Genomic DNA, 13,874 nt, shown 5'->3' with positions numbered 1-13,874 from the left:
CCACACCCTTTTTGCGCCCGCGCGCCATCGGTTCAGGAGGGAATCCCGCAGAGCCTGGGGAGGTTCACTGATATGTTGTACGATAAATCTCTTGAGAGAGATAACTGTGGTTTCGGCCTGATCGCCCACATAGAAGGCGAACCTAGCCACAAGGTTGTGCGTACCGCGATCCACGCGCTGGCCCGTATGCAGCACCGCGGCGCTATCCTCGCGGATGGTAAAACCGGTGACGGCTGCGGCCTGCTGCTGCAAAAGCCGGATCGCTTTTTCCGCATGGTCGCCGAAGAGCACGGCTGGCGCTTAGCCAAAAATTACGCCGTTGGCATGCTGTTCCTAAATCAGGATCCTGAAAAAGCCAGCGCCGCGCGTCGCATCGTTGAAGAAGAGCTGCAGCGGGAAACCCTGTCTATCGTGGGCTGGCGCGTGGTGCCGACCAACGAAGGCGTGCTGGGCGAAATCGCGCTCTCCTCGATGCCGCGCATCGAACAGATTTTTGTGAACGCCCCGGCAGGCTGGCGTCCGCGTGATATGGAGCGCCGCCTGTTTATCGCGCGTCGCCGCATTGAAAAACGTCTGGTTGACGATAAAGAGTTCTACGTCTGTAGCCTCTCAAACCTGGTGAACATTTATAAAGGCCTGTGTATGCCGGCAGATCTGCCGCGCTTCTACCTGGACCTGGCGGATCTGCGGCTGGAGTCGGCCATCTGCCTGTTCCACCAGCGTTTCTCCACCAACACCGTACCGCGCTGGCCGCTGGCGCAGCCGTTCCGCTATCTGGCGCACAACGGCGAGATCAACACCATTACCGGCAACCGCCAGTGGGCGCGCGCGCGTACTTATAAATTCCAGACGCCGCTTATCCCCGATCTGCACGACGCCGCACCGTTTGTTAACGAAACCGGCTCTGACTCCAGCTCCATGGATAACATGCTTGAGCTGCTGCTGGCAGGCGGGATGGATATCGTGCGCGCCATGCGTCTGCTGGTGCCGCCGGCCTGGCAGAACAACCCGGATATGGACCCGGAGCTGCGCGCATTCTTTGACTTCAACTCTATGCATATGGAGCCGTGGGACGGCCCGGCGGGCATCGTGATGTCAGACGGTCGTTTCGCCGCCTGTAATCTTGACCGTAACGGCCTGCGCCCGGCGCGCTACGTCATCACGAAAGACAAGCTCATCACCTGCGCCTCCGAAGTGGGTATCTGGGATTACCAGCCGGATGAAGTCGTGGAAAAAGGCCGCGTAGGGCCTGGCGAGCTGATGGTTATCGACACCCGCGGCGGGCGCATCCTGCACTCGGCGGAAACCGACAACGATCTGAAGAGCCGCCATCCGTACAAAGAGTGGATGGAGAAAAACGTTCGCCGTCTGGTGCCGTTTGAAGATCTGCCTGACGATCAGGTCGGTACCCGTGAAATGGACGACGCCCTGCTCGAAAGCTATCAGAAGCAGTTCTTCTACAGCAATGAAGAGCTGGATTCCGTTATCCGCGTGCTGGGTGAAAACGGCCAGGAAGCGGTAGGCTCGATGGGCGACGATACGCCATTCGCCGTGCTCTCCAGCCAGCCGCGCATTATTTACGACTACTTCCGCCAGCAGTTCGCCCAGGTGACTAACCCGCCTATCGATCCGCTGCGTGAAGCGCACGTGATGTCGCTTGCCACCAGCATCGGCCGCGAGATGAACGTTTTCTGCGAAGCTGAAGGCCAGGCGCACCGCCTGAGCTTTAAATCGCCGATTCTGCTCTACTCCGACTTTAAACAGCTCACCACGCTTGAAGAAGAGCACTACCGCGCCGATACGCTCGACATCACCTTCTCGCCTGCGCAGGCGACGCTGGAAGAGACCGTTAAAGCGCTGTGCGATAAAGCCGAACAGATGGTGCGCAACGGCACCGTGCTGCTGGTGCTCTCGGATCGCAACATCGCCAAAGATCGTCTGCCAGTACCGGCACCGATGGCCGTCGGCGCTATTCAGACGCGGCTGGTAGAACAGAGCCTGCGCTGCGACGCCAACATTATTGTCGAAACCGCCAGCGCCCGCGATCCGCACCACTTCGCCGTGCTGCTGGGCTTCGGCGCCACCGCTATCTATCCGTATCTCGCCTACGAAACGCTGGCGAAACTGGTGGATACCGGCGCTATCGAAAAAGATTACCGCAGCGTGATGCTGAACTACCGCAACGGCATCAACAAAGGGCTTTACAAGATCATGTCCAAAATGGGCATCTCGACCATCGCCTCTTACCGCTGCTCCAAACTGTTTGAAGCCGTCGGCCTGCACCGCGACGTCTCCGAGCTCTGCTTCCAGGGTGTAGTCAGCCGCATCGGCGGCGCGGGCTTCGCCGATTTCGAACAGGATTTGCTGAACCTGTCGAAGCGCGCCTGGCTTGCGCGCAAACCGCTCGTGCAGGGCGGATTGCTGAAATATGTTCACGGTGGCGAATACCACGCCTACAACCCGGATGTGGTGCGCACCCTCCAGCAGGCGGTACAGAGCGGCGACTACAGCGACTATCAGCAATACGCGAAGCTGGTTAACGAACGTCCGGCGGCGACGCTGCGCGATCTGCTGGCGCTGAACCCGCAGGCGGACGCGGTGCGCGTGGAAGATGTCGAACCGGCAAGCGAGCTGTTCAAACGTTTTGATACCGCGGCGATGTCCATCGGCGCGCTGAGCCCGGAAGCGCATGAGTCGCTGGCGGAGGCGATGAACAGCCTCGGCGGATTCTCAAACTCCGGCGAAGGCGGCGAAGATCCGGCGCGTTACGGCACCAATAAAGTGTCGCGCATTAAGCAGGTCGCCTCCGGCCGCTTCGGCGTGACGCCCGCGTATCTGGTCAACGCCGATGTGATTCAGATTAAAGTGGCGCAGGGCGCGAAGCCGGGCGAAGGCGGTCAGTTACCTGGCGACAAAGTGACGCCGTACATCGCGCGTCTGCGTTATTCGGTGCCGGGCGTGACGCTGATCTCCCCGCCGCCGCACCACGACATCTACTCGATTGAAGATCTGGCGCAGCTGATTTTCGACTTAAAACAGGTCAACCCGAAGGCGATGATCTCCGTGAAGCTGGTGTCTGAGCCGGGCGTGGGCACCATCGCCACCGGCGTGGCGAAAGCCTATGCGGATCTCATCACCATCGCAGGCTACGACGGCGGTACGGGCGCAAGCCCGCTCTCCTCCGTGAAATACGCGGGCTGCCCGTGGGAGTTGGGTCTGGTGGAAACGCAGCAGGCGCTGGTCGCCAACGGTCTGCGCCATAAGATTCGCCTGCAGGTAGACGGCGGCCTGAAAACCGGCCTTGATATCATCAAAGCGGCCATTCTTGGCGCGGAAAGCTTCGGCTTCGGTACCGGCCCGATGGTGGCGCTGGGCTGTAAATACCTGCGTATTTGCCACCTGAATAACTGCGCCACTGGCGTAGCGACCCAGGATGACAAACTGCGTAAAAACCACTACCACGGCCTGCCGTTCAAAGTGACCAACTACTTTGAGTTTATCGCCCGTGAAACGCGTGAAATCATGGCCCAACTGGGCGTGACGCGTCTCGTGGATCTGATTGGTCGCACGGATCTTCTGAAAGAGCTGGAAGGCTTTACGGCGAAGCAGCAAAAACTGGATCTGGCGAAACTGCTGGAAACCGCCGAGCCGCATCCGGGCAAAGCGGTCTACTGCACCGAAAGCAACCCGCCGTTCGATAAAGGCGACCTGAACGCGCAGCTGCTGGCCCAGGCGAAACCGTATGTCGATAGCCGCCAGAGCAAAACGTTCTGGTTTGATATCCGCAATACCGACCGCTCGGTTGGGGCGCTGCTGTCGGGCTACATTGCGCAGTCGCACGGCGATCAGGGCCTGGCTTCCGATCCCATCAAAGCGTACTTCACCGGGACGGCCGGGCAGAGCTTCGGCGTCTGGAACGCAGGCGGCGTGGAGCTACACCTGACGGGCGATGCCAACGACTATGTCGGCAAAGGCATGGCGGGCGGCTTGCTGGCGATTCGTCCGCCGGTAGGGTCGTCATTCAAGAGCTATGAAGCGAGCATTATCGGCAACACCTGCCTGTATGGCGCGACGGGCGGCCGTCTCTACGCCGCAGGCCGCGCGGGCGAGCGTTTCGCGGTGCGTAACTCCGGCGCGATTACCGTTGTGGAAGGCATCGGCGATAACGGCTGTGAATATATGACCGGCGGCATCGTCTGTATTCTCGGCAAAACCGGCGTGAACTTCGGCGCGGGCATGACGGGCGGTTTCGCTTACGTGCTCGATGAAGACGGCGAGTTCCGCAAACGCGTGAACCCGGAGCTGGTGGAAGTGCTGAATGTCGACGAGTTAGCGATTCACGAAGAACACCTGCGCGGGCTTATCACCGAGCATGTTCAACAGACCGGTTCACACCGCGGCGAAGAGATCCTGGCGAACTGGCCGGCGTTCTCAGCCAAATTCGCGCTGGTTAAACCGAAGTCCAGTGATGTAAAAGCATTGTTGGGTCACCGTAGTCGTTCCGCAGCCGAGCTGCGGGTGCAGGCGCAGTAAGAGGTCACGATTGATGAGTCAGAACGTTTACCAATTTATCGACTTACAGCGCGTTGATCCGCCAAAAAAGCCGCTTAAGATCCGTAAAATTGAGTTTGTGGAAATCTATGAGCCCTTCTCAGAAGGCCAGGCCAAAGCGCAGGCAGACCGCTGCCTGTCGTGCGGCAACCCTTACTGTGAATGGAAATGTCCGGTCCATAACTACATCCCTAACTGGCTGAAGCTTGCCAACGAAGGGCGCATTTTCGAAGCCGCTGAGCTGTCTCACCAGACTAACACGCTGCCGGAAGTGTGCGGCCGCGTCTGTCCGCAGGATCGCCTGTGCGAAGGTTCCTGCACGCTGAATGACGAATTCGGCGCGGTGACCATCGGCAACATCGAGCGCTATATCAACGATAAAGCGTTCGAAATGGGCTGGCGGCCGGATCTCTCCGGCGTGAAGCCGACCGGCAAACGCGTCGCTATCGTGGGCGCAGGCCCGGCAGGCCTTGCGTGCGCCGACGTGCTGACGCGCAACGGCGTAAAAGCGGTCGTGTTTGACCGTAACCCGGAAATCGGCGGCCTGCTGACTTTCGGCATTCCGGCCTTTAAGCTCGAAAAAGAAGTGATGACGCGCCGTCGTGAAATCTTCACCGGCATGGGGATTGAATTCCGGCTTAATACCGAAGTGGGCCGCGATGTCCAGATGAGCGATCTGCTGGGCGATTATGACGCGGTCTTCCTCGGCGTCGGCACCTATCAGTCGATGCGCGGCGGGCTGGAAAACGAAGACGCGCCGGGCGTGTATGAAGCGCTGCCGTTCCTTATCGCCAATACCCGTCAGATTATGGGCTTTGAGGAAGACGCGCAGCAGCCGTACATCAGTATGGAAGGCAAACGCGTGGTGGTGCTGGGCGGCGGTGATACCGCGATGGACTGTGTGCGTACCTCGGTGCGCCAGGGTGCGACTCACGTCGTCTGCGCTTATCGTCGTGACGAACAGAACATGCCGGGCTCCCGCCGCGAAGTGAAAAACGCACGGGAAGAAGGCGTTGAGTTCCAGTTCAACGTGCAGCCGCTTGGCGTTGAAATTAACGCCAACGGCAAAGTGTGCGGCGTGAAAATGGCGCGCACGCAGATGGGCGAGCCGGATGAAAAAGGCCGTCGTCGCGCCGAAATCGTGCCGGGCTCCGAGCATGTGCTGCCGGCTGATGCCGTGGTGATGGCGTTCGGCTTCCGTCCGCACAGCATGGAATGGCTGGCGCAGCACAGCGTGGAGCTGGATTCGCAGGGCCGCGTGATTGCGCCGGAAGGCAATGAAAACGCCTTCCAGACCAGCAACCCGAAAATCTTCGCGGGTGGCGATATTGTGCGTGGCTCCGATCTGGTGGTGACCGCAATTGCTGAAGGCCGTAAAGCAGCAGACGGCATCATGAACTACCTCGAAGTCTGACCGTTTCGTCTGACGTTATAAAGGGAAGCCTCGCGCTTCCCTTTTTTATTTCATTTATCAATAAAGCAACCTTTTTTTCATTCCAGAAAAAGACTTCTGAAAGTAATCAATCATCGGATAACGCCTCCCGGTTGATTCCTTTTCCTGACTTTTCTCACCGACTATATTCCTCCGAGCGCCTCATTATTCACCGATTATTTACAGCATCTATTAATATGGGTTCAGTATGAAATAAGACAGGCAGAACCATAATTTTATTATATTTATAAATTCTGTATCTTTCGGAAAGCATGTTATTTACGAGAACAATGAAATAAGCTGCCGCGACGCCGACACTTAATTCAACGCATTATTATATTGGACGTAATTATGGATACTTCTAAAACATTCAGGATGAACGTTGTCACAAAGCTGATACGCAATATTTTCCCGCTTATCGTTTTGTCCTCGCCAGTGATGGCAAATGCAGAAACTATTATTTCCAAAGATACCAGTAGTAGTTATATCGTCAGCGGTGACACTGATTATATCGTTAACCCTGACGTGACGATGTCCTCGTCAAAAACCAAACCTGCCGTCTCTGTTCAAGGTGAAGACATCGTTACCTTTACGAATAATGGCACCATTAAGAATGATTATGGCAATGCCATGCAGGTTGAAATTGACGGGCAAAGCTCAGACATGTTTACCCTGCAAAATAAAGGAACGATTAGCAGCGTAAATACCGGCATTAGCGTCACTGACGCTCAAAATGTCACCCTCGTTAATACCGGCACTATCTCCGGCAACGATTACGCGATTTCTTTCGAAAACGACGGTAATAATGCGCTGGTGCTTAAAGCAGGCTCCAGCCTCGGCGGCGATGTTATTACCACAGGCTCTGCCAACACGACGATTACCCTGAACGACAGCGGTAACGAGGACAGCAATTTTACCGGCGCGAACGAAGGCGACGGTTTTAAATCGCTAACGATGGACGGCAGTGACTGGACGCTGACCGGTAATGTCGATCTGACGGGTGAAGGCGACAGCCTTATTGTCAAAACCGTCAACCTGACGCTCGGCGGTGACGTAAAAAACAGCGGCGCAACGTTAATTAACGATGCGGCCTCGCTGCAAATCGGTACTGGCACGGGCGACAACGCGTCGCTGGAAGGTAACGTCACCAACAACGGTACGCTGATTTTCAACCAGGCGGCAGATTACATCTTCGCGGGCGATATTTCCGGCACCGGTAACCTCGTCAAAGAAGACGCCAACACGCTGACGCTCACGGGTAACAACAGCTTTAGCGGCGACGCCACACTTAAAGGCGGCACGACCCTTGTGGCCGAAAACGCCACGATGGGGCCAGACGGCGGCACCGGCATCATTAATATCGACAGCGGTGCCACGCTCGCGTCGGCAGGCACCGTCAACAGCAGCGTGGCGATTGCCGCAGGCGGCGTACTGGCGTCCTGGAATGCTGTCAGTGGCAATGAAAACGCCTCTACCCCGGCTGCGGGTAATACCATCAATGGCGACGTGACCAACCAGGGCACGCTGCAAATCGCGGGCAATAACAGCGTTGGTAATGCCTTTACGATTAACGGCAACTACACCGGCGATGAAAATAGCCGCATCGTCATGAATACCGAGGCGGGTGCAGACAATTCTCTAACCGATCATCTCGCCATTACCGGTAATAGCGCTGGCAGCTCCTCACTTGAAGTGGCCAATATCGGCGGTCAGGGCGCACAAACCATCAACGGTATTGAGCTTATCAGCGTTGGCGGCGCTTCTGATGCATCCTTCACGCTCGGTAAACCCGTCGTGGCGGGCATGTGGGAATACGATCTGTATAAGCACGACGACGGTAACTGGTATCTGGAGTCCAAAGCCAGCGATACGCCTGACCCGACGCCGGATCCAACGCCAGACCCGGATGATAATGGCGGCGATAATGGCGGTAACGATAACGGTGGTGATAACGGCGGTAACGATAATGGCGGCGGCGATACGCCACCGGCTCCGGAGGTTTATCGCCCGGAGGCTGGCGTCTATATGGCGAACTACCTGGCCGCACAGCAGATGTTTATTCACAAGCGTGACGACCGCGATCAACTGATGCTGCGCGACGCCGACGATCTGAATACCTGGATGTACGTTAAAGGCGAGTATAACGACGGCAACTTCGCGGACAGCAATCTGAAATATAAAATCCGCTCCGCCGTGGTGCAGTTAGGCAGCGACTTCCTGAGCAAAGATCTCTCCACCGGCACACTGCACAGCGGTTTTATGCTGGGCGCAGGCTACAGCGACACCACCGCAGATGCGCGCCATAATTCGCGCTCGGCAGATGGCCGCGTTAACGGTTATAACGTCGGCGTGTATGCTACCTGGCAGGAAGATCAGAAACTGCGTCTTGGCAGTTATATCGACAGCTGGGCGTCTTACAGCTGGTATAACAGCCAGGTGAATGGCGACGATATGCCGGGCGAGAAGTATGACAGCCAGGGCTATGCCGCGTCTCTGGAAGTCGGCCATGCCTGGCTGGTGCCGTCAGAGAAAGCGCGCACCATGAAGTTTGAACCGCAGGGCCAGGTGGTTTACAGCAATCTGGATCAGGATGACCACGTTGAATATAACGGCACGCGCATCAATACGCCGGATAATGACGCTGTGCTGGGCCGTATTGGCGTCAAGGCAAGTTACGTGGATCAGAAAGCCGTAGAAACCTGGCAGCCTTACGGCGCGGTGAACTGGCTCATCGGCAACGGTATGAGCGATCTGAACTTTAACGACGAGACGCTGGATTCAAACGTGCCGTCTAACCGCTTCCAGCTGGAAACGGGCGTCAGCGGTAAAGTAAATGACGCAACCACCGTTTCCTTCCGGGTCAGCAGCGAATGGGGCGATAACTCCTACAACGCGTATTCTGGCCACATGCTGGTGAACTATCGCTGGTAATTGCAGGCACAGAGACTATTAATCAGCCCGGTAGAAACGACCGGGCTTTTTTTATGCCTGTAGCGCGCTGCGATGAAGCTTTAAGACGACCTTTTTGATTTCTGCTGGCTGCCTGATACTGCACCCGGGTTTATGCGGCTCACCCGGCATAAAAACGATAAACATGCCAGGCTCCATGATAATGGTCTGCTCTGCCTCAATGCGCGCGCAAAGCTGATAGTCCTCGGCCTCATGCCGCTCGCCGCACTCCCGTGCGCTGCCCGCGAGGCCATAACGCACCTGTTCCTGACCTTCCAGCAGAATCTGAATGTCTATGTAGTCCTGATGAAGTTCAGCACGCTTTTCCTGCGCAGCCTGTGTTGTAAAACACATCACGTTCATTAATAACCGCTCGCCCAACACATAACTGCCGGGCGCTTTGTGCGCCGGATGGCTCTCCAGCGCCTGCACGATAGCGTCAATCATTACCGGCGGCAGCCCTGCGGCATCAACCTTCTTAATATGTCCTGCAATCATACGTTTTCTCCCTGAGCGAGTAGCGCGGCCCCGATTAAGCCAGCATCGTGACGATAATGTGCCGCCGCAAGAGGCGTCTGAAACGCTGCAGGCTCACGAGCAAGAGCGTCGCGCACCTGCGACAAATAACCGTCCGCCAGGCCGATACTGCCGCCTATCACCGCGAGCTGACAGTCGGTAACCGCTTTGAGATCGGCAATCAGCCGCGCCAGCGTCCGGGCAGAGCGCCCCACGAGCGCTATCGCCGCAGGCTCGCCCTCGCTGGCTTTCGCAAAAATCGCTTTCGTGTCGAGCCCGGCAAGCGTGTCTGTCGCCGCCGCCGCGAGCGCACGGCCGGAGGCGATAGCCTCCACACACCCTGTTCGTCCACAGCCGCAGCGCGGCCCGCCAGGATCGGCAAGCGTATGACCAAAGTGCCCCGCCAGGCCGCTCTGGCCAGTCTGCAGTTGCCCATGAATAATGACGCCGCCACCAACGCCGGTAGATACCGTGATAAACACCATCTCGCTCATCATGTCTTTGCGCGCATGGTATTCCGCCCAGGCAGCCGCCTGCGCGTCATTGACGGCAAGACACGGTAAGCCGGTCATCTGCGACACGGTTTCAGTCAAAGGGAAATGCGCAAGACCGCCGAGATTGTCGGGATTCATCGCTGTCAGCACGCCGTGGTGAATGACACCGGTAGCCGCAATCGCCACCCGATCTGCGTACGCTTTCAGTGGGGAGAGTAACGTCTCAAGCGCTGCGCTGAGCGCTTGCGGCGTTTTGCTGGCAGGCGTGGGTATTTCCCGCCGCCCGGTGATACGCAGTGACGCATCAACCGTTGCGGCAGCCAGTTTGGTGCCACCTATGTCTATCGCCAGTACGTTCATGGCCTCTCCTTTTGCATCACATTGCAATACCACAGGCGATGCGCAGGCCCGCGGATAAGCGCCTGTGACACACCGCTGGCGTTATTTATTAGACAGAGTAAAGGCATAGACACTCCTTGTGGGTGAGACGCCCCGGCGCACCGCCGGGCGCCGGTTAACTTTTACTTTTGACCAGACCACGCTTACGCCCGCTAACAGCCTGCGCGCCGCTAAGCGGCTTTCCGTCCGTCGCGTCGTGCGTGCGTAACGCCTCTGGCCGAAGCCAGCGTTGCACCCGCGAAGGCATATCAAGCCCAATCAGCAGGACAACGACAAACGTCAGGCCGAACGAAAGTGAACAGAGCGCAGCGCCGAGATGTAGCCGCTCGGCAATCAGCGCGCCAAGTACGGGAGCCAGCGCGCCGCCTAACGCACCGACGTTATAGGTAAACCCGAGCCCCGCGGCACGCTGGTCTGTATCGAAATAGCCGCCAATAAGCTTCGGTAAAATGCCGGAGATCCCTTGCCCAAGCATCTGCTGAAAGAAAAGCAGCAGGCCCAGCACCCAGACATTTGCGCCGCCAATCGCGAAAACCGGAATGATGAGTACCTGCGAAGCCAGCAGGCTGTACACATAGGCACGGCGCGTACCGAGCCAGTCACCGAGAAAACCGCCCACGCAGCAGCCCACCGCCGCGCCAAAGCCGCTGAAGAATAAAACGCGTGCCACGGTTGCCGGTTCGTACGCCAGTTCGGTTTTAAGATAGGTTGGCAGTAGCGCCTGAATAGGCCATGAATAAAGAAAAGCGAACAGGACGATAACCATCAGCGTAACGCCGGTCGGCCACCGCGGGCCGCTACTTTGCACCATGAAGCTGATAAAAATTGCGGCGCAGACCAGCCCGAGTGCCGCGACAATAACCGCGCTGTCCAGCTCGCCGGTAAAGCAGAGCCAGAGTGAAACCGCGGCGAGCAGGGTTAATACGATGTTGATAATGCGGTGTTCGCCACGATACAGGATATCGACCATCGTGCGCACCGGGGTCTTTTCGCTACGACGCGCCTCCCAGTCGTGCGCTTCAGGAATATTTTTACGCAGCCAGAGCGCAAAAACGATCGGCAGAATGCCGATGAAAAAGAGCGCGCGCCAGCCCCAGACCGGCACCACCAGACTGTAGACAAAGGCGGCGACAACCGCGCCGACAGAGAATCCTGAGATAAGAAAACCGCTGGCTTTGTTACGCAACGCCTTCGGCCAGCTTTCAATGACATAGGTTGCGCTGGCACCATATTCACCGGCCATGCCAATGCCTATCACCAGACGCGCGATAAACAGCGTGGTATAACCCGGCGCTAAACCGCAGGCGAGTGTGCCGACGGAGAAAAGTACGATGCTTGAGATCATCGCAAGGCGTCGTCCATAGCGGTCGCCCATCGCGCCCAGCATTAAACCGCCGAACCAGCGAGAGATAAACGCGGCGGAAATCAGGCTCGCTGCCTGAATCGTAGTGAGGCCAAATTCATCCTGAATTTCGGTTAATACCAGTGCGATTAAGACAAAATCGAAACCATCAAGCAGATAACCCAGCCAGGCGGCGGAAAATGCCCGCCATTGCGCCCGGTTAAGGTGGCGATACCACGGGATAAGTTGTGTCGTTTTAGTCATATGACGCTCCCGCGATGGGCTGTGCCCATACGCTGTAAGGTAAGGTACCGGGTGAAGCGGAGTCAGGCCTGACACAAACAGGCCTGACAGAGGTCATTAGCTCAGCTGTGCTTTTTCTTGTTGTAGCTGAGCCGCCAGCGCCTTGAGTGCCGGCAGATACTGTTCCGCTACTGGCGCAAAAGGCTTGCGACATAGCGGCACGGAAACCACATCCATGTAGTGAAGAACGGTTTTCAGGCCACGAAAGACGCCTGTTTTGATAAGCAGATCGATAACCTGATTGCAGTCACGCTGCAGCCGTTGCGCGGTGGCGATATCGCCTTCGTTTAACGCTTTCACGATGTGCATGTAGCGCCAGCCCATGATGTTGTAAGTGCTGCCAATGCCGCCGTCGGCACCTGCCAGCAGCCCGGATGCGAAGATCTCGTCATAGCCGTTGTAAAGCACCAGATCCGGATGCGCGCGACGGATCTGCTCCATCTGGTAAAGATCGCCTGAAGTTTGCTTTAACGCGCCGACGCCAGGAAGCGTGACCAGCGTGCTGATTTGATCAAGCGACAGCCTGACGCCGCTTAGCGCCGGAATGTTATAAACCACCATCGGCAGGCCGTCCGCTGAGGCAATAATGGCGCGGTAGTGGTCGCAGTGTTCTTCAAAACTAAACGGGTAGTAGAACGGCGTGACGGCAGACACCGCGTCAAACCCGTAGCGACTGGCGGCAGCGGCCAGTTGCTGGCTTTCCGCCGTGCTTACGCAGCCAACATGCGCTATCAACGTGACTTTTCCCTTAGCCTCTTCAGCGACAATTTCCAGTACCTCTTCGCGTTCCGCGCAGCTTTGAATAAAGGCTTCCCCTGTCGAACCACCGACATACAGGCCGTCAATGCCCTGACTGATGTTAAAGCGCACCAGACGGCGCAGGCTCTCTTTGTCCAGGCGCTGCTGCTGGTCAAAAGGGGTCAGAAGTGCGGGCATCACCCCGCGTAATGGTGCAGTCATAAGAACATCCTCATCTGTTAAGTGAGAATGACTATATACCTTTATACCTGTTATACCAGATCAAATATTCACCAGCCTGCCACATAAGCGCGGTTATGCGATCGGCTTCACTCTTTGATCAGGGAGGATCGAAATTATTTGCGGGATTTCTTCTTCTGGCTGAGCGTCTGCCAGGTCGCAAAAACGCTGTTCAGATGCGTTTGTAGCGCGCGGTCAGCTTCATCAGGATCGCGTTTGCGGATAGCGTCAACAATCGCAATGTGCTGCTGGTAACTGATGTTGTTGTGCTCAATCAGTTCGGCATCCGGCACGGCAGGACGCGCAGCGATAAGCCAGTCCAGCAGGGCCACATGAATGGCCATAAAAATGGGATTACCGGGGATTTCAGCCAGAACGCGATGGAACTCTACATCCGAGCGGATAAACTGCGCGTTATCCGCGAGCGACTGGCGATTAATGTCCAGCGCTTTGGTCAGCCGTTCGAGCTGTTCGTCGGTGGCTTTTTCAGCCGCGTAGCGCACCAGGCTGGATTCAAAAAACAGTCGTAGCTGTTCGAAATGGGCGATGCCGCCCGGATGAGAAAGGAAATCCTTCGCCATACCGGAGAGCTCGCTAATGATCGTGTCTGCGGAAGGGCGCGATACGCGGGCGCGCTCGCCGTTACTGATTTGCACCAGCCCTTTACGCTTCAGCGCCGCCAGCGCCTCCCTGACAGAAGGACGCCCCACGTTGAAAAAAGCCATTAGCTCACGCTCGGAAGGCAGCGGCTCCCCTTCCGCAAATTCACGGCGGCGGATCATCTGCTCCAGTTCTTCCTCTACCATTTCAGAAAGCTTTTTGCGCGTCAGCGGACGGCGGCCCAGGCTGCGCCCGATAGCGTCGGAAGCATCTTCAGATTGTGAGTCGAATGGGTTCATAGACGGCATGC

General features: G+C 57.1%; 8 protein-coding genes. 3 read left to right on the top strand and 5 right to left on the bottom strand.

Annotated features, from left to right (window positions below):
• Window positions 1-72: 72 nt before the first annotated feature.
• The 3 genes from gltB (at window position 73) to G9X48_RS12435 (ending at window position 8,914) form a co-directional block, all read left to right on the top strand.
• Window positions 73-4,533: a glutamate synthase large subunit gene (gltB, locus tag G9X48_RS12445; protein WP_004385102.1), complete on the top strand. Its 4,461-nt coding sequence runs from the start codon at window positions 73-75 to the stop codon at window positions 4,531-4,533.
• A 13-nt stretch (window positions 4,534-4,546) separates the two neighbouring features.
• Window positions 4,547-5,965, top strand: a complete 1,419-nt coding sequence (locus G9X48_RS12440) for a glutamate synthase small subunit (protein ID WP_097640661.1) — start codon at window positions 4,547-4,549, stop codon at window positions 5,963-5,965.
• A 369-nt stretch (window positions 5,966-6,334) separates the two neighbouring features.
• The gene (locus G9X48_RS12435; protein WP_105629582.1) at window positions 6,335-8,914 is read left to right on the top strand and encodes an autotransporter outer membrane beta-barrel domain-containing protein; all 2,580 of its coding nucleotides are present in this window, start codon (window positions 6,335-6,337) and stop codon (window positions 8,912-8,914) included.
• Window positions 8,915-8,965: 51 nt separating this feature from the next.
• Here the strand turns inward: G9X48_RS12435 and nanQ are convergent, their stop codons facing one another.
• The 5 genes from nanQ to nanR form a co-directional block, all read right to left on the bottom strand.
• Complete coding sequence (gene nanQ / locus G9X48_RS12430) at window positions 8,966-9,430, bottom strand: N-acetylneuraminate anomerase (protein WP_012125977.1); 465 nt, start codon at window positions 9,428-9,430, stop codon at window positions 8,966-8,968.
• Window positions 9,427-10,302: an N-acetylmannosamine kinase gene (locus tag G9X48_RS12425; RefSeq protein ID WP_097640659.1), complete on the bottom strand. Its 876-nt coding sequence runs from the start codon at window positions 10,300-10,302 to the stop codon at window positions 9,427-9,429. The genes nanQ and G9X48_RS12425 overlap by 4 nt, the downstream gene beginning before the upstream one ends.
• Window positions 10,303-10,456: 154 nt before the next feature.
• Window positions 10,457-11,947, bottom strand: a complete 1,491-nt coding sequence (locus G9X48_RS12420; RefSeq protein ID WP_097640658.1) for an MFS transporter — start codon at window positions 11,945-11,947, stop codon at window positions 10,457-10,459.
• A 96-nt stretch (window positions 11,948-12,043) separates the two neighbouring features.
• Complete coding sequence (gene nanA, locus G9X48_RS12415; RefSeq protein ID WP_063265434.1) at window positions 12,044-12,946, bottom strand: N-acetylneuraminate lyase; 903 nt, start codon at window positions 12,944-12,946, stop codon at window positions 12,044-12,046.
• A 134-nt stretch (window positions 12,947-13,080) separates the two neighbouring features.
• Entirely contained in the window at window positions 13,081-13,872 is a 792-nt protein-coding gene (gene nanR / locus G9X48_RS12410) for a transcriptional regulator NanR (RefSeq protein ID WP_063265433.1), read from the bottom strand.
• Window positions 13,873-13,874: the final 2 nt, after the last annotated feature.

Origin of the sequence: Cronobacter sp. HA18006, from assembly GCF_011605445.1 — a bacterium.
GTDB classification, from domain to species: domain Bacteria; phylum Pseudomonadota; class Gammaproteobacteria; order Enterobacterales; family Enterobacteriaceae; genus Cronobacter; species Cronobacter sakazakii.
The sequence above is the reverse complement of the archived record's forward strand: the minus strand, read 5'-3'. Positions and strand labels throughout refer to the sequence as shown.

Coding starts and splice junctions, on each gene's coding strand:
- G9X48_RS12435 (WP_105629582.1), top strand. CDS start 6,335: ATGGATACTTCTAAAACATTCAGGATGAACGTTGTCACAAAGCTGATA.
- G9X48_RS12420 (WP_097640658.1), bottom strand. CDS start 11,947: ATGACTAAAACGACACAACTTATCCCGTGGTATCGCCACCTTAACCGG.
- gltB (WP_004385102.1), top strand. CDS start 73: ATGTTGTACGATAAATCTCTTGAGAGAGATAACTGTGGTTTCGGCCTG.
- nanR (WP_063265433.1), bottom strand. CDS start 13,872: ATGCCGTCTATGAACCCATTCGACTCACAATCTGAAGATGCTTCCGAC.
- nanA (WP_063265434.1), bottom strand. CDS start 12,946: ATGACTGCACCATTACGCGGGGTGATGCCCGCACTTCTGACCCCTTTT.
- G9X48_RS12425 (WP_097640659.1), bottom strand. CDS start 10,302: ATGAACGTACTGGCGATAGACATAGGTGGCACCAAACTGGCTGCCGCA.
- nanQ (WP_012125977.1), bottom strand. CDS start 9,430: ATGATTGCAGGACATATTAAGAAGGTTGATGCCGCAGGGCTGCCGCCG.
- G9X48_RS12440 (WP_097640661.1), top strand. CDS start 4,547: ATGAGTCAGAACGTTTACCAATTTATCGACTTACAGCGCGTTGATCCG.